Annotated in this window: 19 protein-coding genes and 1 riboswitch; of the genes, 11 read left to right on the forward strand and 8 right to left on the reverse strand. The window is 69.2% G+C overall.

Translation table 11 applies throughout. From position 1 onward, the window contains the following. Window positions 1–47: 47 nt before the first annotated feature. From MA875_RS06805 to MA875_RS06825, 5 genes are all read right to left on the reverse strand, one after another. The gene (locus MA875_RS06805; RefSeq protein WP_248241295.1) at window positions 48–1,343 is read right to left on the reverse strand and encodes an ABC transporter permease; all 1,296 of its coding nucleotides are present in this window, start codon (window positions 1,341–1,343) and stop codon (window positions 48–50) included. Further along, window positions 1,340–2,701 (reverse strand): ABC transporter permease, encoded by a 1,362-nt coding sequence (locus MA875_RS06810; protein WP_248241297.1) that lies wholly within the window; start codon window positions 2,699–2,701, stop codon window positions 1,340–1,342. Before MA875_RS06810 ends, MA875_RS06805 begins: the two co-directional genes overlap by 4 nt. Then, window positions 2,698–4,230 (reverse strand): ABC transporter ATP-binding protein, encoded by a 1,533-nt coding sequence (locus MA875_RS06815; RefSeq protein WP_248241298.1) that lies wholly within the window; start codon window positions 4,228–4,230, stop codon window positions 2,698–2,700. The genes MA875_RS06810 and MA875_RS06815 overlap by 4 nt, the downstream gene beginning before the upstream one ends. An 82-nt stretch (window positions 4,231–4,312) precedes the next feature. Beyond that, window positions 4,313–5,425 carry a BMP family lipoprotein gene (locus MA875_RS06820; protein ID WP_248241301.1) on the reverse strand — a complete coding sequence of 371 codons (1,113 nt, stop codon included), beginning with the start codon at window positions 5,423–5,425 and terminating at the stop codon, window positions 4,313–4,315. A gap of 189 nt (window positions 5,426–5,614) precedes the next feature. Beyond that, the gene (locus tag MA875_RS06825) at window positions 5,615–6,730 is read right to left on the reverse strand and encodes a mannose-1-phosphate guanylyltransferase (protein WP_248241304.1); all 1,116 of its coding nucleotides are present in this window, start codon (window positions 6,728–6,730) and stop codon (window positions 5,615–5,617) included. 240 nt (window positions 6,731–6,970) lie between these two features. On the opposite strand from MA875_RS06825, the gene sdhC reads away from it, so the two are divergent. The 10 genes from sdhC to MA875_RS06875 all read left to right on the forward strand — a co-directional run bounded on the left by sdhC (window position 6,971) and on the right by MA875_RS06875 (window position 17,855). Further along, on the forward strand, window positions 6,971–7,402 hold the full coding sequence (gene sdhC, locus MA875_RS06830) for a succinate dehydrogenase, cytochrome b556 subunit (RefSeq protein WP_141937552.1): 432 nt from the start codon (window positions 6,971–6,973) through the stop codon (window positions 7,400–7,402). Further along, window positions 7,402–7,854, forward strand: a complete 453-nt coding sequence (locus tag MA875_RS06835) for a succinate dehydrogenase hydrophobic membrane anchor subunit (RefSeq protein WP_248241305.1) — start codon at window positions 7,402–7,404, stop codon at window positions 7,852–7,854. Before sdhC ends, MA875_RS06835 begins: the two co-directional genes overlap by 1 nt. A gap of 49 nt (window positions 7,855–7,903) precedes the next feature. Continuing rightward, window positions 7,904–9,709 carry a succinate dehydrogenase flavoprotein subunit gene (sdhA, locus tag MA875_RS06840; protein WP_248241307.1) on the forward strand — a complete coding sequence of 602 codons (1,806 nt, stop codon included), beginning with the start codon at window positions 7,904–7,906 and terminating at the stop codon, window positions 9,707–9,709. Then, window positions 9,709–10,512: a succinate dehydrogenase iron-sulfur subunit gene (locus MA875_RS06845; RefSeq protein ID WP_248241309.1), complete on the forward strand. Its 804-nt coding sequence runs from the start codon at window positions 9,709–9,711 to the stop codon at window positions 10,510–10,512. The genes sdhA and MA875_RS06845 overlap by 1 nt, the downstream gene beginning before the upstream one ends. A 113-nt stretch (window positions 10,513–10,625) precedes the next feature. After that, window positions 10,626–11,849 carry a YihY/virulence factor BrkB family protein gene (locus tag MA875_RS06850; protein WP_248241311.1) on the forward strand — a complete coding sequence of 408 codons (1,224 nt, stop codon included), beginning with the start codon at window positions 10,626–10,628 and terminating at the stop codon, window positions 11,847–11,849. A gap of 50 nt (window positions 11,850–11,899) precedes the next feature. Then, window positions 11,900–12,760, forward strand: a complete 861-nt coding sequence (locus tag MA875_RS06855) for an exodeoxyribonuclease III (RefSeq protein ID WP_248241313.1) — start codon at window positions 11,900–11,902, stop codon at window positions 12,758–12,760. A 55-nt stretch (window positions 12,761–12,815) separates the two neighbouring features. Continuing rightward, the gene (locus MA875_RS06860; RefSeq protein ID WP_248241315.1) at window positions 12,816–14,714 is read left to right on the forward strand and encodes an NHL repeat-containing protein; all 1,899 of its coding nucleotides are present in this window, start codon (window positions 12,816–12,818) and stop codon (window positions 14,712–14,714) included. A gap of 22 nt (window positions 14,715–14,736) precedes the next feature. Further along, complete coding sequence (gene trpS, locus MA875_RS06865; protein WP_308221505.1) at window positions 14,737–15,741, forward strand: tryptophan--tRNA ligase; 1,005 nt, start codon at window positions 14,737–14,739, stop codon at window positions 15,739–15,741. Between the two features lie 629 nt (window positions 15,742–16,370). Next, the gene (locus tag MA875_RS06870; protein WP_248241316.1) at window positions 16,371–16,940 is read left to right on the forward strand and encodes a GNAT family N-acetyltransferase; all 570 of its coding nucleotides are present in this window, start codon (window positions 16,371–16,373) and stop codon (window positions 16,938–16,940) included. A gap of 33 nt (window positions 16,941–16,973) precedes the next feature. Continuing rightward, a complete protein-coding gene (locus MA875_RS06875) occupies window positions 16,974–17,855 on the forward strand; it encodes an Fpg/Nei family DNA glycosylase (RefSeq protein WP_248241317.1) in 882 nt (293 codons plus the stop codon). 75 nt (window positions 17,856–17,930) lie between these two features. On the opposite strand, the gene glpK is transcribed toward MA875_RS06875, so the two are convergent. From glpK to MA875_RS06890, 3 genes are all read right to left on the reverse strand, one after another. Then, window positions 17,931–19,445: a glycerol kinase GlpK gene (glpK, locus tag MA875_RS06880; RefSeq protein ID WP_248241319.1), complete on the reverse strand. Its 1,515-nt coding sequence runs from the start codon at window positions 19,443–19,445 to the stop codon at window positions 17,931–17,933. A gap of 91 nt (window positions 19,446–19,536) precedes the next feature. After that, window positions 19,537–20,295: an MIP/aquaporin family protein gene (locus tag MA875_RS06885; RefSeq protein ID WP_308221506.1), complete on the reverse strand. Its 759-nt coding sequence runs from the start codon at window positions 20,293–20,295 to the stop codon at window positions 19,537–19,539. A 113-nt stretch (window positions 20,296–20,408) separates the two neighbouring features. Continuing rightward, the gene (locus tag MA875_RS06890) at window positions 20,409–22,142 is read right to left on the reverse strand and encodes a glycerol-3-phosphate dehydrogenase/oxidase (protein WP_248241322.1); all 1,734 of its coding nucleotides are present in this window, start codon (window positions 22,140–22,142) and stop codon (window positions 20,409–20,411) included. 116 nt (window positions 22,143–22,258) lie between these two features. On the opposite strand from MA875_RS06890, the gene MA875_RS06895 reads away from it, so the two are divergent. After that, a complete protein-coding gene (locus MA875_RS06895) occupies window positions 22,259–23,278 on the forward strand; it encodes a sugar-binding transcriptional regulator (protein ID WP_248241324.1) in 1,020 nt (339 codons plus the stop codon). Between the two features lie 36 nt (window positions 23,279–23,314). Continuing rightward, window positions 23,315–23,477, forward strand: a riboswitch (FMN riboswitch). Window positions 23,478–23,491: the final 14 nt, after the last annotated feature.

The raw sequence follows: 23,491 nt of genomic DNA on the forward strand, positions 1-23,491 counted from the left end.
ATCGTCGGATGACGCGTCCCAGCCGCGTCCGGATCGTCGTGCCACACTCACCCCTTGATGTACGGCTTGCCCGCCGCCGCCGGTCCGCGCACCTGGCCGGCGAAGCCGACCACCGCCAGGACCGTCACGACGTACGGCAGCATCGCCATGAATTCCGATGGGATCGGCGATCCCAGGTTGGTCAGGAGCGTCCGCAGGTTCGTGGCGAACCCGAACAGCAGCGCCGCCAGCGACGCTTTCACCGGATCCCAGCCGCCGAAGATCACCGCCGCCAGGGCGATGAAGCCGAGGCCTCCGGTCATCTCCTTGTCGAACGATCCCACCGAGCCGAGCGTGAAGTACGCGCCGCCGATGCCGGCGACGGCGCCGGCGAGGAGGACGTTCCAGAACCGGGTCGGGTTCACTCGGATGCCGACAGTGTCGGCGGCCTGCGGATGCTCGCCGACCGCGCGGAGGCGCAGGCCCCAGCGCGTCTTGTACAGACCCCACGCCACGAGCGGGACGGCGACGTACATGATGTAGACGATCAGCGTCTGGTTGAACACGACGGGCCCGATGACGGGGATGTCGGAGAGGAACGGGATCGCCCACCGCGGGAAGCGCGGCGGGGAGTTCAGCGCCTCGGAGTTGGGGGTCAGGAGCGCCCCGTGGAGGAAGCTCGTGAGGCCGGTGATGAGGACGTTGAGCACCACACCGACGATCACCTGGTCCACCAGGTACTTGATGGAGAACGCCGCCAGGACCGAGGCCACGAGCGCTCCCGCGAGCATCGCCGCGACGAGCCCGAGGAGGAACGAGCCGGTGATCGAGGCGACGATCGCCGACGAGAACGCCGCGAAGAGGAACTGCGCCTCGATGGCGACGTTGACCACGCCCGCGCGCTCGCCGATGACGCCGCCGAGCGCGCCGAAGACCAGCGGCACCGACAGCGAGACCGCGCCGAACAGCAGACCCGTCACGGGGACCAGGCCGTCGGCGGCCGACCAGGTGAGGAAGGCGAACACCGCCACGAACGCGAAGACGATCGGGAGCCACAGCCCCGGGCGCCGGTAGGTGTAGGCCGCCCACACCGCGTAGGCGGTCATGATTACCAGCAGCACGACGCACACCGCGACCGTGGCGAAGGTCGGAAGACCGATGTCGCCGAGGTCCACCGTCGAGGTGCGGTCGCCGAGGCGGTAGGTGCTGATCCCGTCGCGCGGGAAGGCGAACGCCATGAGGGCGATGAGGACGGTGCCGACGACGAACGAGATCGCCAGCTTCCAGCGCCGCTGACGCACGGTCTGGCGGGTGATGACCTCATCGGCCTCGGCGTGCGCGGGGTTCACGGTCGTGGTGCTCATGCGCTCACCTCCTCCTTGCGTGCGGGGGCGGTCGGGTTCTTCGCAGCCTTCGCGGCGCGCCGCGCGCGACGCCCGGCAGAGAGCTCGCCCGGGTCCTTCGGGAGGAAGAAGATCGTCCTCACCAGCGGCGGTGCGGCGATGAAGAGCACGATGAGCGCCTGGACCACCACGACGATGTCGACGGGGATCCCCTCGGACACCTGCATGGTGAAGCTGCCGGCCTTCAAGGCTCCGAACAGGATGCCGGCGGCGAAGACGCCCCACGCCTTGCTGCGACCCAGCAGCGCGACGGTGATCGCGTCGAAGCCGATCCCGGCGTCGATGCCGTTGCCGAAGCCGCTGGTGATCGTCCCCGAGATCTGGTTGACGCCCGCCAGCCCGGCAAGACCGCCGGCGAAGGCCATCGCGTAGATGATAATGCGCTCGACGTTGATGCCCGCGGCGCGGGCGGCGAAGGGGTTCTCTCCGACCGCGCGCATCCTGAATCCGAGGCTCGACCGCTCCACGAGCCACCAGACGAACACGGTGGCGGCGATGGCGACGATGAACCCCCAGTTGACCGTCAACGGCGCCCCGAAGAGGCTGGGGAACTGCGCCGAGGCGGGCGTGGGTGAGGAGATCGGCTGCGAGCCGCCGGGACGCTGCAGGAGACCCGGCGTGTTCAGGAGCCAGGAGAGGAAATAGAACGCCACGAAGTTGAGCATGATCGTGAGGATCACCTCGTTGGCCCCGGTGCGCGCCTTCAGAAGACCCACCAGGCCGCCCCAGATCATGCCCCCCACGATGCCGGCGGCGATCGTCAGCGGCAGGTGGATGAACAGCGGGGCGCTGAACCCTGTCGCGACGAACGCGGCGGTCGTCACGCCGATGAGCATCTGGCCGCGGGCGCCGATGTTGAACAGGCCGACGCGGAACGCCAGGCCCACGCCCAGGCCCGCGGCGATCAGGGGCGTGGCGAAGTTCAGGGTGTCGGTGATCGGCTTGATCGCGCGGACGAACGTCTCGGCCTCGTAGTTCCAGATCGCGCCGCGGAACAGGGCGGCGTACGCACCCGAGACCGCGTCCCAGATCGCCACCAGGGTGTCCTGCGGACGCGCGAAGAAGTAGCCGGATGTCCGCTGCACCTCGGGGTTGGTGAAGGCCACCAGCACCCCGCCGATGAGCATCGCCAGCACGATCGCGAGGACGGTGGCCACCGCATTGCTGCGGAGGATCTCGCGGATGATCTGGTTCTGGCGAGGTGGGGGCGGGATGTCGGCGACCGGCGTCTGAACGGCCGGCTCGCCGTGCGCACTGCGCGTGATCCCGGGGTCGACGCCGGGTCCGAGGTTCGTTCCCTCGGGGGGAAGCCCGCTCATGCCGACACCCCCTGCGCGGAAACGGCTTCGGCGGGCAGCTCGCCCGCCATCATCAGGCCGAGGGTCTCGCGCGGCGCGTCGCCGGGCACGATGCCGACGATCTTGCCGCGGTACATCACCGCGATGCGGTCGGCCAGGGCCGACACCTCGTCGAGTTCGGTGGAGACCACGATCACGGGCACTCCTGCGTCTCGGGTGGCGACGATGCGCTTGTGGACGAATTCGATCGATCCGACGTCGATGCCGCGCGTCGGCTGGGACGCCACGAACAGGTTCAGCTCCCGGCTGAGCTCACGGGCGAGCACCACCTTCTGCTGGTTGCCGCCCGACAGTCGCCCGGCGGCGAGGTCCGGACCCTGCGTGCGGATGTCGAACTCCGCGATGCGCTCCTCGGCGAACGCGCGCAGGACGCCCCGCCGGAGGGTCGCCGCGGAGAAGAAGGGCGCTCCGCTGGAGCGGTTGAGGATGAGATTGTCGGCGACGCTGAACTCCCCGACCAGGCCCTCCACCTTGCGGTCCTCGGGCACGAATCCGACGCCCTGGTCGATGATCTGCTTCACCGACTTGCCGGTCAGCTCGGTGTCGTCGAGGCGGATCGACCCGGTCACCTTGCGCTGCAGTCCGATGATCGCCTCGGTGAGCTCGGTCTGGCCGTTGCCCTGCACCCCGGCGATCGCGAGGATCTCACCCGGACGCACCTCGAAGCTGACGTCGTCGACGACGATCTGGTCGTGGTCGTCGAGCACGCGGAGATTCTCCACGACGAGACCTCCGGGGGCCGGGGTGGCCGGCTCCTTCCGGACGGTGAGCTCGACGGCGCGGCCGACCATCAGGTTCGCGAGGTCGGCGTTGGTGGCGGTGGGCTCGGCCTCCCCCACGATCTTGCCCAAACGCATGACGGTGATGCGGTCCGCGACCTCGCGGACCTCGCGCAGCTTGTGGGTGATGAAGACGATCGCCGTGCCGTCGTCGCGCAGCTGCCGCATGATGGCCATGAGCTCGTCGGTCTCCTGCGGGGTCAGAACCGCCGTCGGCTCGTCGAAGACGAGCACCTTGGCGTCGCGGGAGAGGGCCTTGATGATCTCCACCCGCTGCTGCGCGCCCACGGGGAGGTCGCCGACGAGGGCGTCGGGGTCGATCTGGAAGCCGAACCGTGCCGCCACTTCGCGGACGTGGGCGCGGGCCTTGTCGAGGTCGAGGGCTCCGGCGAACCGGGTGTCCTCATGGCCGAGCATGACGTTCTCGGCGACGGTGAAGACGGGGATGAGCATGAAGTGCTGGTGCACCATGCCGATACCGGCGGCCATCGCGTCACCGGGCCCGGTGAAGCTCTGCACCTCGTCGTCGAGGAGGATCTCACCTTCATCGGCGGTGTAGAGGCCGTAGAGGACGTTCATGAGAGTCGACTTGCCGGCGCCGTTCTCGCCGAGCAGGCAATGGATCTCTCCGGGCTTGACCACCAGGTCGATGTGGTCGTTCGCCACGAGGGCGCCGAACCGCTTGGTGATGCCCCGAAGTTCGAGGGTCATAGCCGCCAATCTAATCGAGTCGTGAGGCGGCCGGACAGATGCACGCATCTGTCCGGCCGCCCGGTGTGTATCGAAAGAGGTGTTACGGCGATGCCGGCGAACGGGCGTCGATCGACCCGTCGATGATGCCGGCGCGGATCTCCTCCAGCTCGTCCGCGAGCGCCGGGTCGACGAGCGACTCGAAGTCGTGGAACGAGGAGATGCCGACACCGTCGTTCTCGAGCGTGCCGATGAACGGGGTCGGGTCGAACGCGTCGTTCGCCGCCTCGGTCGCGGCCTCGCTCACCGCGACATCCATGCCCTTGAGCACCGAGACCAGCAGCAGGTCGGCGACGCTCGGGTCGGTCTCGTACACGTCGGCGTCGACACCGAGCAGCGCGATGTTGCCGCCCGAGTCGCGGATCGCCTCAGCGGCGGACTGGTAGATCGGGCCACCGACCGGCAGGAGCACGTCCGCACCCTGGTCGATGAGGCCCTGGGCGACCTGCTTGGCGGTGTCGTTCGCGAGGAACTCCTCGGTGAACTGGCCCTCCTGGGTCTCCATGTCCCAGCCGACGACCTGGACGTCCTCGCCCTTCTGCTCGTTCCAGTACTCCACGCCCATCTGGAAGCCGTCCATGAAGATGGTGACGGGCGGGATCTTGGCGCCACCGAAGGTGCCGACGATCCCGGACTCGCTGTACGACGCCGAGGCGTAGCCGGCCAGGAACGCGGCCTGGGCGGTGTCGAAGACGAGCGGCTTGATGTTCGGGGCGTCGGTCTCGCCGTCGAAGTCGTTATCGGCGTAGTCGTCGATGATCGCGTACTCGATGTCGGGGTTGGCCAGGGCCGCCTCGACGGTGGGCGCCGAGAGCAGGAAGCCCACCGACACGATGAAGTTGCAGCCCTCGGCTGCGAGGTTGTCGAGGTTCGCGGCGTAGTCGCTCTCGGACTGCGACTCGGTCGTCGCGACCTCGAAGCCGAGCTCCTCTGAGGCGGCGGTCAGGCCCTCGAGACCCAGCTGGTTGAACGACTTGTCGTCGAACCCGCCGGCGTCGGAGACCATGCAGGCCTTGAAGTCGGACGTCGCCTCGCCCCCGTCGGATGCGTCGCCGGACGGCGCTGCTTCGGGTGCGGCGCCGCAGCCCGCCAGGGCCACGAGCAGGCCCGCGGCGGCGGCAGCGCCAGCGAGCTTCTTGGTGCGTGAGATGGTCAACTCAGCCTCCACATCGATGCCCCGCGTCCTTCACGGGGACTGCACAAAGTTACCTACTGTGACAACGCGCTGGTAGACGTGCTGAGCCCGGGGTACCGAAAGGTTACAAAGACGCAATACGCGCGTGACCAAACGGGCGGATGCCGCGCCCCGGCGCCCCGCGACGACCCGCCCCGGCGCGCCTGCGGGCTAGAGGACGTCGCCCCGGCCGGTGAGCTTCAGGGCATCCACGACGCCCTTCACCCGCTGGGCGTTCTCGCTGGTGGTCACCAGCAGCGCGTCGTCGGTGTCGACGACGACGATGTCCTGCACGCCGATCAAGCTGATCACGCGGTTGGTCTGCGACACGACGATCCCGCTCGAGGCATCGGCGAGCACGCGTGCGGTGCCGCCGAGGATCGCCAGCTCGTTCTTGCCGCCGTGACTGTTGAGCTTGGCCAGGCTCGCGAAATCGCCCACGTCGTCCCAGTCGAAGTGTCCCGGGATGACAGCGAGACGCCCCTTGTCGGCGGCCGGCTCCGCGACGGCGTAGTCGATGGCGATCTTCTTCAGGGTCGGCCAGACCCGGTCGACCACCGGGCCGCGCCGGTCGCGGTCGTCCCACGCCTCGGCGAGCTCGAGCAGTCCCGCGTGGAGCTCGGGTTCGTTCGCGGCGAGCTCGGCCAGGAGCACGTCGGCACGCGTGATGAACATCCCCGCATTCCAGAGGTAGGCACGGTCGGAGTAGTAGGCGCGGGCGGTCTCGAGGTCGGGCTTCTCCACGAACCGCTCGACCACCGCGGCCTCAGGGGCGCCGTCGACGTCGAGCTCGCCGTCCTTGCGGATGTAGCCGAAGCCCACCGACGGCTCGGTGGGCTGGATGCCGATCGTGCAGATGTATCCGGCGCGGGCCACGGCGACAGCCTGCTGCACCGCGAACTCGAAGGTGCGGGTACCGCGGATGACGTGGTCGGCGGCGAACGACCCGATGATCACGTCGGGCTCGCGGCGGACCAGGATGGCGGCGGCGAGGCCGATCGCGGCAGCGGAGTCGCGGGGCTCGGACTCGAGGAAGACGTTCTTGTCGGGGATGCCCGGCAGCTCCCGCTCCACGGCCGCGCGGTGGGCGCGACCGGTGACGACGGCGATGCGGTCGCGTCCGCTCAGCGCCTCGAGGCGGTCCCAGGTGTCGCGCAGCAGCGTCTGCCCCGACCCGGTGAGATCGTGGAGGAACTTGGGGGCGTCGGCTCGTGACAGCGGCCAGAGCCGGCTGCCGATGCCGCCGGCGGGGATGACCGCGTAGAAGTCGGCGATGGGTTCAGGCATGGCGACAGGGTAACCGGCCCGTGTTTCCGACGATGTCCCACCCACGACGCCGAGCCGGCCGGAAGGCCGCCCACGCGGCATCCGATTTTCTCGATATCGAGACAGTTAGGTTGGCCTCATCGCTGCCGGAAGACCTCCCGCCATAGGATTGCCGTGCGCCCGTGTGACGCCGTGAGGGCCCCGCGTCCCGCGAAGGGGCAATGCCTGCCCCGCACCGTGTTCGACTCAGGGAGGACGACCGTGTCAGCACCAGCACGCGTCACGCCGACGGTCTCGGAGACCACCTCGACCGTGCCCCGCGGAACGCTCTACCGCGGCCGCGAGGGGATGTGGTCGTGGGTCCTGCACCGCATCACCGGTGTGGCGATCTTCTTCTTCCTCCTCGTGCACATCCTCGACACCGCGCTCATCCGCGTCTCGCCCGAGGCCTACGACGCGGTCATCGGCACCTACAAGAACCCCGTCATGGGCGTCGGCGAGGTGGCCCTGGTGGGCGCCATCGCCTACCACGCGTACAACGGACTGCGCATCATCCTCGTGGACTTCTGGAGCTGGGCCACCCGTCACCAGCGGCAGCTGTGGTGGGGCGTGCTCGGGCTCTGGGTCGTCACGATGCTCGCCTTCACCCCGCGCCACCTGATCAACGTCTTCGCCGAGCTGGGAGGGAACTGATGACCGCCGACCTGCTCGCCGCACCCCGGAGCCCCCGCTCCACCACCCAGCGCCGCCGCGGCAACCTCGAGAAGTGGGGCTGGATCTACATGCGCGCCTCCGGCGTGCTGCTGATCGTGCTGATCTTCGGGCACCTCTTCGTCAACCTGATGGTCGGCGAGGGCATCCGCGGCATCGACTTCGCCTTCGTCGCCGGCAAGTTCGCCACCCCGTTCTGGCAGTGGTGGGATGTCGCGATGCTCTGGCTCGCACTGATCCACGGCACGAACGGCATGCGCACGATCGTCAACGACTACGTCGCGAACGAGACCACCCGGAAGGTCCTGGTCTACGGCCTGTGGGCCTCCGCGGCCTTCCTCATTCTCCTCGGCACCCTCGTGGTGTTCACCTTCGACCCGTGCCTGGGCCTGAGCAGCACCAGCGCCGACTGGCTGCAGGAGCTGTGCGCCTGACCGGCGCCGCGGTTCACGGCCCCCTCACCAGAACGGAAGACATCCTCCAGTGAGCACGCAAACCTCCGACAGCGTCGTTCGCGACGGCGTCCACTACCACCAGTTCGACATCGTCATCGTCGGCGCCGGCGGCGCCGGCATGCGGGCCGCGATCGAGGCGGGCCCGGGCGCGAAGACGGCGGTCATCTCCAAGCTCTACCCCACGCGCTCGCACACCGGTGCCGCGCAGGGCGGCATGGCGGCGGCCCTCGCCAACGTCGAGGAGGACTCCTGGGAGTGGCACACCTTCGACACCGTCAAGGGCGGCGACTACCTCGTCGACCAGGATGCCGCGGAGATCCTCGCGAAGGAGGCCATCGACGCCGTCATCGACCTCGAGAACATGGGCCTGCCCTTCAACCGCACGCCCGACGGCAAGATCGACCAGCGTCGCTTCGGCGGGCACACCGCCGACCACGGCAAGACGCCGGTGCGGCGGGCATGCTACGCCGCCGACCGCACCGGCCACATGATCCTGCAGACGCTCTTCCAGAACTGCGTCAAGCTCGGCATCAACTTCTTCAACGAGTTCTACGTGCTCGACCTCATCACGGTCAAGGACGCCGACGGCAACGTCCAGACCGCGGGAGTGGTCGCCTACGACCTCGCGACCGGCGAGCTGCACGTGTTCCACTCCAAGGCGGTCGTCTTCGCCACCGGCGGCTTCGGCAAGATCTACAAGACGACCTCGAACGCCCACACCCTCACCGGCGACGGCGTCGGCATCGTGTGGCGCAAGGGCCTTCCGCTGGAGGACATGGAGTTCTTCCAGTTCCACCCGACCGGCCTCGCCGGTCTCGGCATCCTCCTCACCGAGGGCGCGCGCGGTGAGGGCGCGATCCTCCGCAACGTCAGCGGTGAGCGCTTCATGGAACGCTACGCGCCCACGATCAAAGACCTGGCGCCCCGCGACATCGTCAGCCGCTGCATGCAGCAGGAGGTCGCCGAGGGCCGCGGCGCGGGGCCGCACCGCGACTACGTGCTGCTGGACTGCACGCACCTGGGCGCCGAGGTGCTGGAGACCAAGCTCCCCGACATCACCGAGTTCGCCCGCACCTACCTCGGTGTCGACCCGGTCGTCGAGCCGGTGCCGGTGATGCCGACGGCGCACTACGCCATGGGTGGCATCCCCACCAATATCAGGGCCGAGGTGCTCGCCGACAACGACACGGTCGTCCCGGGCCTCTACGCCGCGGGCGAATGCGCGTGCGTGTCGGTGCACGGCTCGAACCGCCTCGGGACGAACTCGCTCCTCGACATCAACGTCTTCGGCAAGCGCGCGGGCCGCTACGCGGTCGAGTACGTTCAGACGGCCGACTTCGTGCCCCTCCCCGACGACCCGGCGCGGGCCGTCCGCGAGATGATCGAGGGCCTGCGCAACAACCCCGGCACCGAGCGCATCTCGGTGCTGCGAAAGAAGCTGCAGGAGGAGATGGACAAGGGCGCCCAGGTGTTCCGCACCGAGGAGTCGCTGGGTCACGTCCTCGACGTCATCGCCGACCTTCGCGAGCGCTACAAGAACATCCACGTCGACGACAAGGGCAAGCGGTTCAACACCGATCTGCTCGAGGCGGTCGAGCTCGGATTCCTCCTCGACATCGCCGAGGTGGTCGTCGTCACCGCCCGCAACCGCAAGGAGAGCCGCGGCGGCCACATGCGCGACGACTTCCCCACGCGCGACGACGAGAACTACATGCAGCACACGATGGCGTACCTCACGGGCGACCCCACCTCGTCCCACGCCGATGACCACATCACGCTCGACTGGAAGCCCGTGGTGATCACCCGCTACCAGCCGATGGAGAGGAAGTACTGATGTCGACGGTTCTCGACACTCGGACGGACGCCGCGGGCGATCGCGTCGCGGACGGTGAAGACCGCGTCGAGCAGGCGCCGGAAGACACCGGCATCCAGTCGTTCCTGGTCACCTTCAACATCCGCCGCTTCGACCCCGAGGTCGACGACGAGCCGCGCTGGGTCGACTACGACGTGGAGCTGTACTCCACCGACCGCGTGCTCGACGCGCTGCACAAGATCAAGTGGGAGGTCGACGGCACCCTGACCTTCCGCCGCTCCTGTGCGCACGGCATCTGCGGGTCGGATGCGATGCGCATCAACGGCCGCAACCGTCTCGCCTGCAAGACCCTCATCAAAGACCTCGACATCTCGCAGCCCATCTACGTCGAGGCCATCAAGGGTCTGCCGCTGGAGAAGGACCTCGTCGTCGACATGGAGCCGTTCTTCGCCTCCTACCGCGAGATCAAGCCGTTCCTCATCGCGAACTCCACGCCCGAGCCGGGCAAGGAGCGCATCCAGTCCATCGCGAACCGCGAGATCTTCGACGACACCACCAAGTGCATCCTGTGCGCCGCGTGCACCTCGTCGTGCCCTGTGTTCTGGACCGACGGGCAGTACTTCGGCCCCGCCGCGATCGTCAACGCGCACCGCTTCATCTTCGACTCGCGCGACGACGCCGGCGACGTGCGCCTGGACATCCTCAACGACAAGGAGGGCGTGTGGCGCTGCCGCACCACCTTCAACTGCACCGAGGCGTGCCCCCGTGGCATCGAGGTCACCAAGGCCATTGCAGAAGTGAAGCAGGCACTGCTTCGCGCGTGAGCACGGTGAAGCAGGCACTGCTTCGCGCGTGAGAACGGTGAAGCACGCGGTCCTGCGCGGACGCTGACGATCCCGCTCGAAGGCGGTCGCCGGACCCTCGATACAGTGGGCCTGTGACCAACGGGACGGATGACGCGGCGCGCACCGACTCCGACTCCTCGGCGTCGCGCACCTCGGCGGCGGCTCAGCGATGGGCGCAGACCGAGGACCGGCTGCGCGAACGTTTCGATGTGCCGATCACGCGTGCGACGGCCCTCACGCGGCGGACCCTGGCGTGGTTCCCGGTGCGGGTGTGGCGTCACTTCCTGCAGCACAACGGGTTTCTCCTGGCCGCCGGAGTGAGCTACCAGTCCCTGTTCGCGATCTTCGGCGTGATCTACTTCGCCTTCGCCATCGTCGGGCTCTGGCTCGGCGCCTCGAACGCGGCCATCCAGCGCGTCATCGAGATCATCAACGAATACATCCCGAACCTCATCAGCGAGAACGGGCTGGTCACCCCCGAGCAGGTGAGCGAGGTCGCGAACCAGTCGGCCGGCGCGCTGGGGATCACCGGTGCGATCGCGCTGGTGGTGGTCATCTGGACGGCGATCGGGTTCATCACGTTCACCCGTCGCGCGGTGCGCGACATCTTCGGGCTTCCCTTCGACCGCCGTCCGTATGTCCTTCTGAAGGCCCGCGACTTCATCGCGGCGTTCGTGTTCGGCATCGCCCTGCTCATCGGGGCGACGCTGAGCGGTTTCGCCGTATGGGCGCTGGAGGGGGTGTTCGACCTGCTCGGGCTCGCCGCACTGAGTCTCGTCACCGACCTCCTCACGCGACTGCTGTCGCTGAGCGTCTCGTTCGCGATCAACGCCGCCGCCCTCGCCGCGCTGATCCGCTTCCTCACCGGTGCCGCCCTCGGTTGGCGGCGCATCTGGCCGGGCGCGATGCTCGGCGGCGCCGCGATCGTCGTGCTCCAGGTGGGGGCGGGGCTGCTCCTGCGCTACACCCCGTCCAACCCGTTGCTGACGACCTTCACGGTGTTCATCGGGTTCCTCCTGTGGTTCCGGCTGAACAGCATCGTCATCCTCGTCGCGGGGGCGTGGATCGCGGTGGCCGCCGCCGATCGCAACGTCGCCCTCGCCGAGCTCAGCGAGGAGGAGCGGCGTCAGCGCGAGTGGGAGGCGCTCGTCGTCGCCGCCCGCGTCCGGGTGCGCGACGCGCGGGCCGAGGTCGCCACGGCCCCGTGGTTCCGCCGGTGGAACGCGACGCGCGCGCTCCGCCGGGCCGAGGAGGATCTCACGGCGCTGGAGTCCTCTCCTCCCCCACCCCCGAAGCGATCTCTGCTGCTGGAGTGACCCGCGCCGGCCCGGGCCCGATGTCGGAGGCGCCGATTAGGCTGGCGGGCGTGTCTCGCCGGGTTCGCATCGCCACCGTCAACGTCAACGGCATCCGTGCCGCCGTCCGGAAGGGGATGATCGAGTGGTTGGCCGATGCCGACGTCGACGTCCTCGCCCTCCAGGAGGTGCGGGCGACGGCAGTCGAGCTCGCCGCCGCCCTCCCCGGCTGGGAGATCGTGAACGAGGAGGCCCTCGCCAAGGGCCGGGCGGGCGTCGCCATCGCGACGAAGGCTCCCGCCGTCGACGTGCGCCGCGGTCTCGGTCCCGACGACGACCGCACCGAATGGGCGGGGCGCTGGATCGAAGCAGACCTCGACATCGACGGCGAGCGCCTCACCGTCGTGAGCGCCTACGTGCACACCGGCGAGGCCGACACCCCGCGTCAAGACGCCAAATGGGCGTTCCTCGACGCCATGGAAGAGCGGATGCCGCAGCTCGCCGCATCCTCTCCCCTCAGCCTCATCATGGGCGACCTGAATGTCGGACACCGCCCCCTCGACATCCGGAACTGGAAGGGAAATGTCAAGAAGGCCGGGTTCCTGCCCCGGGAGCGGGCGTACTTCGACCGATTCACCGGTCCCGCCGGCGAGCAGGTCACCGCGAACGACGGATCCGTCGGCACGGGGCTCGGATGGGTGGACGTCGGCCGCCGCGCAGCCGGCGAGGTCGACGGCCCGTACACGTGGTGGTCGATGCGCGGACGCGCGTTCGACAACGACTCGGGGTGGCGCATCGACTACCACCTGGCGACCCCCGCGCTCGCGGAGCGGGTGAGCGGCTACCAGGTCGTGCGCGCCCCGTCCTGGGACACCCGGTGGAGCGACCACGCCCCCGTCGTCGCCGACTACGCCCTGGGGCTCGGAACGTAGGCGGCCCCGGCGGCCGCCCGTCGCTAGACTGCGGCTGACGATCGGGGGTTCGATGGTGCGGCGCCGACACATCCTTTCCTTCGCGGTGGTCGCGGGTGTCGTGGCCGTCGTGGCATCCGGATGCACCGGGGCACCGCCCGCGGACACCTCGGCGCTGAGCGGATCCATCGCGCCGGTCGCCGACGGCGTCGGCGTCGACGGCTGGGAGGTGACCGCGTGGCTAGTGACCGGCGACGCGCCGCGTGAGGTCGCCACCGCGACCGCGGACGGGGACGGCGACTTCTCGCTCGACCTCCCCGCCGAGACCGCCGGCCCCCTCGTCGTTGATGCCCGCCCCGCCGATGGCGAGGCGGCGCTGCTGGCGAGCGTCGTCACCGGCGATCAGGAGTCGGTGACGCTGAACGAGCGGACCACGGTTGCCACCGGATACGGGCTTGCGCAGTTCTTCGGCGATGCCCTGCCCACGGGCGACGCCCTCGCCGTCGGCAACGCCGCGGCCATGGCGGCGAACCTCGCCGACTTCGCCACCGGCGACTACGGCGAAGTTCTCACGACCTCGCCGAACGGCTCGGAGACCTCCACCCTCGCTGCGTTCACGTCGCTCAGCGCGATGCTGTCGGTCTGCCTCGAGGACGAGTCGGCCTGCGTGTCGCTCTTCGAGACGGCCTCGGGCGCATCGCCCGTCACCTCGGCCGCCGGGGCATTCGCCGCCATCGCGCGCGACCCCTCGGCGGAGCCGGAAGCACTGTTCGAACTCGCCCAGCAGGCCGCCGGTGCCGAGCCCGGGCTGTCGGATGCGCCGGCGGCGTGGACGCTCGCGTTGCGCTTCGACGGGGATGGGCAGTCGCTCGACGGGCCGGGCAACTTCGCGATCGACCCGCGGGGCCACATCTGGATCAACAACAACTACGAGTACGGCGCCGATCCGTCGGTGCCCGTGTGCGGCAGCGACGAGATGTTCGAGTTCGCACCGAACGGCGAGCTGGTGGGAACCTACAGCGGCGGCGGGCTGAGCGGATCGGGGTTCGGCATCGACTTCGACGCCGAGGGACGGCTGTGGCTGAGCAACTACGGCTTCGCGGCGCCCGAGCCGGGGTGTCCCGCCGACCAGCAGCCGCTGCACAACAGCATGACCCTCTTCGACGACGGCGACTTCCTCTCGCCCGACACGGGTTTCACCCAGGGCGACCTCAGCTGGCCGCAGGGGATCGAGGTGGCTCGCAACGGCGATGTCTGGATCGCCAACTGCGGCAACGACACGGTCGCGGTGTACCCGGACGGCGATCCCGAGCAGGCGCGGAACCTCGGAACCCTCGGGCTCGAGCAGCCCTTCACCGTCGTCGACAACGGCCGGCTGATGTTCGTCAGCGCCATGGTCAACAGCGCCGTCGCGGTCGTCGACCACGACGGCACACCGATCGACGGGTCGCCCCTAACGGGTGCGTTCGACCGCCCGATGGGCCTCGGCGTCGACGCGGAGGGGAACGTCTGGGTGGCCAACTCCGGGGGCATCACCCTTCCCTGTCCCGACCGCGTCGAGGAGGGCCGCGGTGTGCCGTCGGTCACGATGATCTCGCCCGACGGCTCGTCGACGACCGGGCCGTTCACGGGCGGCGGGGTGGTGCTGCCCTGGGGGCTCGCCGTGGACGGCGTCGGTAACGTGTGGGTGGCCAACTTCGACGGGCAGCGCGTGTCGGCCATCTGCGGCGCCGACCCGTCTGTCTGCCCGCGCGGCCTCGACACGGGCGATGGGATCTCGCCGGATGACACCGGCTACGCCTTCGACGGGCTCACCCGCAGCACCGGGATCGCGGTGGACCCGTCGGGGAATGTGTGGGTCATGAACAACTGGGAACAGGTTCCGGTGCAGACGAACCCCGGCGGTCACCAGATCGTCGCGTTCGTCGGGGCGGCGCCTCCCGTCCCGGTCTCGCCGTTCGCCGACGGCGGGTGATGCGGCCGCCTAGGATTGACGGGTGAAGAAAGCGCGTCTCTACTCCGGCATGCAGCCCTCGGCCGACTCCCTCCAGATCGGCAACTACATCGGGGCGCTCATGCAGTGGCGAGACCTGCAGGAGACCTACGACGCCTTCTTCTCCGTGGTCGATCTGCATGCGCTGACGCAGCCGAACGATCCGGCCGAGCTCCGTGAGAAGACCCGCCGCACCGCGGCCCAGTACATCGCCGCGGGCATCGAGCCCTCGAAGTCCACGCTGTACGTGCAGTCGCACGTCCCCGCCCACGCCGAGCTGGCGTGGATCCTGTCGACCATCACCGGATTCGGTGAGGCCGGGCGCATGACCCAGTTCAAGGACAAGTCGCAGCGGTACGGGTCGGACGCGACATCCGTCGGTCTTTTCACGTATCCGGTGCTGATGGCCGCCGACATCCTGCTCTACCAGACCGACATCGTGCCGGTCGGGGACGACCAGAAGCAGCACGTCGAGCTCACCCGCGACCTCGCCGAACGCTTCAACGGCCGCTACGGCGAGGCTTTCCGCGTGCCGATGCCGGTCATCCAGCAGGAGACCGCGCGCATCTACGACCTGCAGAACCCGCTGGCGAAGATGTCGAAGTCGGCGGAGTCCGAGGCGGGCGTACTGTGGCTGCTGGACGACCCGGCGGCGAGTGCGAAGAAGATCATGCGGGCCGTCACCGATTCCGAAGGGGCGGTGCGCTACGACCGGGAGAACAAGCCCGGGGTGTCGAACCTGCTGGTGATCTACGCCGCGCTGACGGGTCGTCAGATCGCCTCCATCGAGGACGAGTACGCCGGGCGCGGGTACGGCGACTTCAAGAAGGGCCTCGCTGACGTAGTGATGGCCGAGTTCGAGCCGGTGCGCGCGCGGGCGATGGATCTGCTCGGCGACCCGGCCGAACTCGACCGGGTGCTGGCGATCAACGCGGCACGCGCCGCCGAGGTCGCCGACGAGACGCTGGCGAAGGTGTACGACAGCGTGGGGCTGCTCCGCCGCGCCTGACGCGCGCCGCAGGCGCCGTTCCCCGGCCGCTGCCGCTGCGGAATCGAGGTGGCGAAGGTGGTCGCGTTTCACGCCGGGGGGCGACCACATCCGCCACCCGGATCGGGCGTCCGGGATCGAGGTGGCGAAAATGGTCGCATCCGGTGCCGCCGGGCGACCACATCTGCCACCCGGATCGGGCGTCCGGGATCGAGGTGGCGAAAATGGTCGCATCCGGCGCCTTTGGGCGACCACATCCGCCACCCGGATCCGGCGTCCGGGATCGAGGTGGCGAAAATGGTCGCATCCGGTGCCGCCGGGCGACCACATCCGCCACCCGGATCGGGCGTCCGGGATCGAGGTGGCGAAAACGGTCGCATCCGGCGCCTTTGGGCGACCACATCCGCCACCCGGATCCGGCGTCCAGGATCGAGGTGGCGAAAACGGTCGCATCCGGCGCCTCCGGGCGACCACATCCGCCACCCGGATCCGGCGTCCAGGATCGAGGTGGCGAAAACGGTCGCATCCGGCGCCGCCGGGCGACCACATCCGCCACCCGGATCGAGCACCCGGGTCGGGCGCGCCGCCGAGTGGACCCGCCCCGCCCCGCCCCGCCCCGCTCGGCGCCCGCCGCGCCGTAGGGTGTCGACATGCAGCCCGCCATCCTCCGCACCCGCCGACTGGTGCTGTCGCTGCCGAATCGGGCCGACACCGACGCGGTGTTCCACGCGTGCCAGGACCCCGACATCCAGCGGTTCACCACCGTGCCCCGGCCGTACGTCCGCGAACACGCCGAGAAGTTCATCGACCTCGTCCCCCGGCAGTGGGCGGAGGGCGTCTCGACGAACTGGGCGATCCGGCACGACGGGGCCTTGGCCGGGATGATCGGCATGCACCGCCTGGGGGCGACGGAGGGATGCGGCGAGATCGGCTACTGGATGGCGGCGCCGTTCCGCGGCAAGGGCCTGCTGTCCGAGGCCGCGACGGCGGTGCTCGACTTCGCCTTCGCCCCGCAGGGCCTGGACCTCGTGCGCGTCGAATGGCGGGCCGTCGCCGGCAACGTCGGGTCGGCCGCCGCAGCCCGCGCGGTGGGGTTCCGCTACGAGGGGCTGCTCCGCCAGGCGCTCGTCGGACCAGGCGGGCGGGATGACGGCTGGGTCGCCGGCATCCTCCGCTCCGACGACCGCACGCCGGTTCCCTGGCCTGTTCTCACCCCCTGACCTCGTCGGCGTCCCGCGTGCCAGGATGAGGGGATGCCGGAGATGCCCGAGGTGCAGGGACTCGTCGAGTTCCTCCGCGGCCGCCTGACCGACCGCACCGTCACACGCGCCACCGTGGCGAACATCGCCGCGCTGAAGACCTACGACCCGCCGATCACCGCTCTCGTCGGCGCGACCGTGACCGGCGTCGAGCGACACGGGAAGTTCCTCGACATCGCCACCGCCGGCACGGCGGAGGGCTCTTCCGCGCCGCACCTCGTCTTCCACCTCGCCAAGGCGGGCTGGCTGCGGTGGTACGACGCGCTGCCGTCGACGCTCATCCGCCCCGGCAAGACCCCGATCGCGCTGCGTGTCGGCTTCGACGACGGCTCGGGCTTCGACCTGACGGAGGCGGGCACGAAGAAGTCGCTCGCCGTCTCGGTCGTCCGCGACCCGGACGAGGTTCCCGGCATCGCCCGGCTCGGCCCCGATCCTCTCGACCCGGCCTTCGACCGGGACGCGTTCGCGTCGCTCCTGGCGGGACGCAGAACCCAGATCAAGGGGGTGCTGCGCGATCAGTCGATCATCGCGGGTGTCGGGAACGCCTACTCCGACGAGATCCTCCACGCCGCGAAGATGTCGCCCTACGCCCTCGCGGCGGGCCTCGACGACGCGGAGATCGATCGGCTGTACCGGGCGATGACCGACACTCTCGCCGAGGCGTTGGCCGCGGCATCCGGAAAACCACCCGCAGATCTGAAGGACGCCAAGCGTCGCGGGATGCGGGTGCACGGCCGCCGAGGCGAATCGTGTCCGGTCTGCGGTGACGAGGTGCGCAGCGTCTTCTTCGCCGACAACTCCCTCGAGTACTGCCCCACGTGCCAGACCGGTGGGAAGATCCTCGCCGACCGCCGCTTGTCGCGCCTGCTGAAGTGACGCCGGCGGGGTAACGCGGGCCGGAACGACAGCGGGGAGGCCGCCGAAGCGACCTCCCCGTCGTTCACACGAGAGTCACGACACGTCTTCGTCGACCCAGTCGAAGGTCTTGGTGACGGCCTTCTTCCAGTTGCGCAGCAGACGCTCGCGCTCGGCCTCCTCCATCTTCGGCTCCCAACGCCGGTCCTCCTGCCAGTTCTTGGACAGGTCGTCCAGGCCCGACCAGAAGCCGACCGCGAGACCGGCGGCGTAGGCGGCGCCCAGCGCCGTGGTCTCGGCGACGACCGGCCGCACCACGGGAACCCCGAGGATGTCGGCCTGGAACTGCATCAGCAGGTCGTTGGCGATCATGCCGCCGTCGACCTTGAGCTCCGTCAGCGGCACACCCGAGTCGGCGTTGACCGCGTCGATGACCTCGCGGGTCTGGAAGGCCGTGGCCTCCAGCACCGCGCGGGCGATGTGGCCCTTGTTGACATAGCGGGTGAGACCGACGAGTGCACCCCGGGCGTCGGAGCGCCAGTAGGGGGCGAACAGACCCGAGAACGCGGGCACGAAGTACGCCCCGCCGTTGTCTTCCACGCTGGCGGCGAGGGTCTCGACCTCCGGGGCGGAGGAGATGATGCCGAGGTTGTCGCGGAGCCACTGCACGAGCGACCCGGTGACGGCGATCGAGCCCTCCAGGGCGTAGTGGGCGGGCTCGTCGCCGAGCTTGTACCCCAGGGTGGTCAGCAGACCGTTCTGCGAGTGGACGATCTCGGTGTCGGTGTTGAAGATGATGAAGTTGCCCGTGCCGTAGGTGTTCTTCGCCTCGCCACGCTCGAACGCCGCCTGCCCGAAGGTCGCGGCCTGCTGGTCGCCGAGGATGCCGGCGATCGGCGTCTCGCGCAGCAGGCTCGAGCTCTCGGCCTGGCCGTAGACCTCGGACGAGCTGCGGATCTCCGGCATCATCGACAGCGGAACACCGAAGATGTCGAGGATGTCCTCGCGCCAGGTCAACGTCTCGAGGTCCATGAACAGGGTCCGCGAGGCGTTGGTGACGTCGGTGGCGTGCACACCGCCGTCGACTCCGCCGGTGAGGTTCCACAGCACCCAGGTGTCGGTCGTGCCGAAGAGCAGGTCGCCGCGCTCGGCGCGCTCGCGCGCCCCCTCGACGTTCTCGAGGATCCAGACGATCTTGGTGCCCGAGAAGTAGGTCGCCAGCGGCAGACCGACCGTCGACTTGAACCGTTCGGTGCCGCCGTCGGCGGCCAGCTTGTCGACGATGCTCTGCGTGCGGGTGTCCTGCCAGACGATGGCGTTGTAGACCGGCTCGCCGGTGTTCTTGTCCCAGACCACGGCGGTCTCACGCTGGTTGGTGATACCGATCGCCGCGATGTCGTGCCGGGTCAGGTCGGCCTTGGACAGTGCCTGACCGATCACCTCTCGGGTGTTCCGCCAGATCTCCATCGGGTCGTGCTCGACCCACCCGGCCCTCGGGAAGATCTGCTCGTGCTCGAGCTGACCGCTCTGGATGATGCTGCCGGACTTGTCGAAGATGATCGCGCGCGTGGACGTGGTGCCCTGGTCGATCGCGAGGATGTAGTCGGCCATGCTTGATACTCCCTTGTGTGTGGCGTGGTGATGTGTCGTCTGTGTTGCGGGTGACGGGTACGCTGCGTCGTCGGGCAGCGGATGCCGGGACTCAGCCGAGGATCGGCATCAGCGGGATCGCGGCGAAGCCGGCGAGGACACCGCCGATGATCGGTCCGACGATCGGGACCCACGAGTAGCTCCAGTCGCTGCCGCCCTTGTTCTTGATCGGCAGGATCGCGTGGGCGATGCGGGGGCCGAGGTCGCGCGCGGGGTTGATCGCGTATCCGGTGGGGCCACCGAGCGAGGCGCCGATGCCGACGACGAGCAGGGCGACGGGAAGGGCTCCGAGGGCCGCGAGACCTGACGGGTCGCCGTTTCGGCCGAAGCCGATCACGACGAAGACCAGGACGAAGGTGCCGATGATCTCGGTGACGAGGTTCCAGCCGTAGGTGCGGATCGCAGGGCCCGTGGAGAAGACACCGAGCTTGGTGGCCGCGTCCTCCTCGGCGTCGAAGTGCTTCTTGTACGCCGCCCAGGCCAGCACGGCGCCGATGAAGGCGCCGATCATCTGCGCGCCGATGTACACGAGGATCGAGAGGGGTCCGACCGGCACGCCCTGGCCGAACTCGGTCGCGCCGTTGGCGACGAGCCCCAGCGTCACCGCGGGGTTCAGGTGAGCGCCGGAGACGTAGGCGACGGTGACACCGGCGAAGACCGCAAGGCCCCAGCCGAAGTTCACCAGCAGGAAGCCGCCGGCAAAGCCCTTTGTCTTCGTCAGGGCGACGTTGGCGACGACGCCACAGCCCAGGAGGGTCAGCAGCATCGTGCCGATCACCTCCGAGGTGAAGACGATACCCAGATTGTCCACATTGACCTACTTTCGTCGTGCGGCCCCAATGCCGCGTCAGGGATGGTCGCCGAGAAGCGCGTCGCCCGGCGACCGGGGCGACATGACCGGCGCCGAGGCGCCGGTCATGACGTTCATGAGAGTACGGCGTCCTGCGTCAGATCGACACCATGCCGCTCCGCGAGGAAGCGGGCGCTGGCGGCGACTTCTTCGGCGCGTCGGTCGGCATCCCAGCCGAGGGTGTCGCCGACGACCTCGGCGAGCTCCTGCAGGACGGGCATGGTGACCGCCCCGACGAACGCGACGCTCGTGCGGCGCAGGAGCACGTCGATGAGGTGGACGACGTACTCGGTGCGCGTGAGGTACGAGATCTCCCCGGTGCTGTAGTCGGGCAGCGTCCGCAGCGGTCGGTCGTCCTCGGGCAGCGCCTCGATGAGGGCAGCGGCGCGGGTGCCGTAGCGCTCCAGCAGCTGATCGGTGCGCGCCGCATCGAGGTGACCCCGGTGGCTTTCGACCCAGGTCGCCCGGGCGCGCTGGGTACGGGGGTACCCCTCCGCGCCGCCGATCATGAGCCCTGCGGTGCTGCGCACCCGGCGACGTCCGAGAATGCCCAGGACGCGATCGGAGAGCTGCTCGCCCAGAGCCCGGAAGGTCGTCCACTTGCCGCCGACGAGGCTGAGCACCGTCGTCTGCGGACGGCCGGCGGCCGTGGCCTGCTCGACGCGGTAGTCGCGCGAGACGAACCCGGGCTGGGTGTCGTCGTGGCGCGGGAGGGGGCGGACGCCCGCGAATCGGTAGACGATCTCCGAGCGGTCGACGGGGATGTCGGGGAAGACGTGCTTGATGAGGTCGAAGAAGTAGTCGATCTCCTCGTCGGTGCACAGCGCGGGCGTGCGCATGTCGTGGTCGATGTCTGTCGTCCCCACCATGACGCGCCCCTTCAGCGGGTAGATGAGCACGATGCGGCCGTCTTCGTGTTCGAAGAAGATCTCGCGGCCTCCGGTCGCCTCGCGCAACGCCGGGTTGTCCAGGACGATGTGCGACCCCTTCGTGCCCCCCATGTAGGAGGTGTCGCGACCGAGTGACTCGTTGGTCAGGTCGGTCCAGGGGCCGGAGGCGTTGACGACGACGTCGGACGTGAGGTCGAACTCCTCCCCGGTCACCTCGTCGCGCACGCGCAGACCGGACGCCGACATGCCGACGGCCGTGAGGTAGTTCGCCGCGCGGGCGTGGGGGCCTGCGGCCAGCCCGTCGTAGAGCACGTCGAGGGCGAGCCGCTCGGGGTCGTGCATGCTGGCGTCGAAGTAGGTGGCGGTGTACTTCACGTCGCCGTTGAGCGAGGGCAGCTCCGAGAGCGAGCGCTTGCGTCCGTAGAAGCGGTGGCGCGGCACGGCGCCGCCGTCTCGCGAGAAGAAGTCGTAGATCGTCAGGCCGACCTTGATCAGCAGCGCACCGCGCTCGGAGGGCTTGCCCTGCTTGTGGGTGAGGAAGCGCAGGGGCGCGGAGAACAGACCCGAGAAGGTGGAGAAGATCGGCACCGTCGTGGGGAGCGGGCGGACATAGTGCGGCGCGGTCTTGATGAGGGCGTTGCGCTCGACGACCGACTCCCGCACCAGGCGGAACTCGCCGTTCTCGAGGTAGCGGATACCGCCGTGGATCATGTGCGACGACGCGCTCGAGGCGCCCGAGACGAAGTCGTCGCGCTCGACGAGAATCACCTTCACGCCCTGCAACGCCAGATCTCGGAACGTCGCGATGCCGTTGATGCCTCCGCCGATGATGACGACATCGGCCGTCGGGTCCGCAGCGATCGCGCGCACCTCGGCGCGCTGCGACGTGGGCTCTGAGGAAGCGGGCTGGCTGCTCATCGGGACTCCTCTCGCGGCGTCCCCTTGCGCGACACCGCATCATCTGGATGAATACATCCTGAACCCGCCCGAACGTCAGTGCAATCATCTTGCACATATGTGCAAAGGAGAGGATGATGCCGAAATCGGCCGACATCTCGGAGACCGTCCTCCCCGAGCGGACCCGGGACGCCCTGCGCGCGGCGCAGCTGTACTACATGCAGGACCTCACGATGGACGCCATCGCCCGGGAGTTGCGCACCTCGCGGTCATCCGTCTCTCGTCTCCTGAGCCAGGCGCGCGAGACCGGACTGGTCGAGATCGTCATCCACTCCCCGCTGGAGGGCCCCACCCGGTTGGCCGCCGACATCCGCGACCGTTTCAGGGTGACCGCGCACATCGTGCCGGTGCCCGACCGCGCGAGCGATGTGGAGCGGCTCGACAGGGTCGCCCTCTCGGCGGCCCGCACCCTCGCCAGCTGGGTCGATTCCAATCAGAGCGTCGGGATCGCCTGGGGGTCGACGATCGGGGCGGTCAGCCGTCACCTCCCGCGGCGCGTGACGCACAACACCGAGGTCGTGCAGCTCAACGGCGCCGGCAACATGCGCACCACCGGCATCATGTACGCCAGCGAACTGCTCAGTCGCTTCGGCGACGCCTTCGGCGCGCAGGTGCATCAGTTCCCCGTGCCGGCGTTCTTCGACGACCCGGAGACCAAGCGCGCCTTCTGGCGCGAACGCTCGATCAGGCGGGTGCTGGAGATGCAGGCGAGCCTGGATCTGGCGGTCTTCGGCGTGGGATCGCCGTTCGCCGAGGTGCCGAGCCACGTCTATCAGGGCGGGTACTTGGATGCCGAGGACTATCGGGCCCTCAGCCGCGAGCACGTCGTCGGCGACGTGGCCACCGTGTTCTACCGCGCCGACGGGTCCAGCGACGGCATCCCGCTGAACGAACGTGCGACGGGGCCCGATTTCTCGGTGCTGCGTCGCGCCCCGCGGCGGGTCGGCATCGTCGCCGGCCGCGCGAAGGTGCCGAGCCTGCGTGGCGCCCTGCGCGCGGGCCTCATCACCGACGTCATCCTCGACGAATCCACCGCACGCGACCTCGCCGCGACACCCCGCGACGGCGGCGGTCCGCGCGCGCATGCGCGGGAATGAATTCGGCGATGCCGCGTTGACTACACTCGTGAGCAGCAACGTGCTCCGGGGTCGGTGAGAATCCGAACCGGCGGTGACAGTCCGCGAGCGACGGCGTCCTCCCCGAAAGGGTGACGCCCGACCTGACCCGGTGGAATTCCGGGACCGACGGTGATGCGAGGGATGGTCCTCGCGAGTCCGGATGGGAGGAAGCACGTCAGGCGCCTGCGCCTG

This window comes from Microbacterium kunmingense (assembly GCF_023155745.1).
GTDB classification, from domain to species: Bacteria; Actinomycetota; Actinomycetes; order Actinomycetales; family Microbacteriaceae; genus Microbacterium; species Microbacterium kunmingense.

Excerpts from the sequence above, each read along its gene's own strand:
- MA875_RS06805 (WP_248241295.1), bottom strand. The coding sequence starts at position 1,343 with ATGAGCACCACGACCGTGAACCCCGCGCACGCCGAGGCCGATGAGGTC.
- MA875_RS06810 (WP_248241297.1), bottom strand. The coding sequence starts at position 2,701 with ATGAGCGGGCTTCCCCCCGAGGGAACGAACCTCGGACCCGGCGTCGAC.
- MA875_RS06815 (WP_248241298.1), bottom strand. The coding sequence starts at position 4,230 with ATGACCCTCGAACTTCGGGGCATCACCAAGCGGTTCGGCGCCCTCGTG.
- MA875_RS06825 (WP_248241304.1), bottom strand. The coding sequence starts at position 6,730 with ATGCCTGAACCCATCGCCGACTTCTACGCGGTCATCCCCGCCGGCGGC.
- MA875_RS06835 (WP_248241305.1), top strand. The coding sequence starts at position 7,402 with ATGACCGCCGACCTGCTCGCCGCACCCCGGAGCCCCCGCTCCACCACC.
- MA875_RS06845 (WP_248241309.1), top strand. The coding sequence starts at position 9,709 with ATGTCGACGGTTCTCGACACTCGGACGGACGCCGCGGGCGATCGCGTC.
- MA875_RS06870 (WP_248241316.1), top strand. The coding sequence starts at position 16,371 with ATGCAGCCCGCCATCCTCCGCACCCGCCGACTGGTGCTGTCGCTGCCG.
- MA875_RS06875 (WP_248241317.1), top strand. The coding sequence starts at position 16,974 with ATGCCGGAGATGCCCGAGGTGCAGGGACTCGTCGAGTTCCTCCGCGGC.
- glpK (WP_248241319.1), bottom strand. The coding sequence starts at position 19,445 with ATGGCCGACTACATCCTCGCGATCGACCAGGGCACCACGTCCACGCGC.
- MA875_RS06890 (WP_248241322.1), bottom strand. The coding sequence starts at position 22,142 with ATGAGCAGCCAGCCCGCTTCCTCAGAGCCCACGTCGCAGCGCGCCGAG.
- MA875_RS06895 (WP_248241324.1), top strand. The coding sequence starts at position 22,259 with ATGCCGAAATCGGCCGACATCTCGGAGACCGTCCTCCCCGAGCGGACC.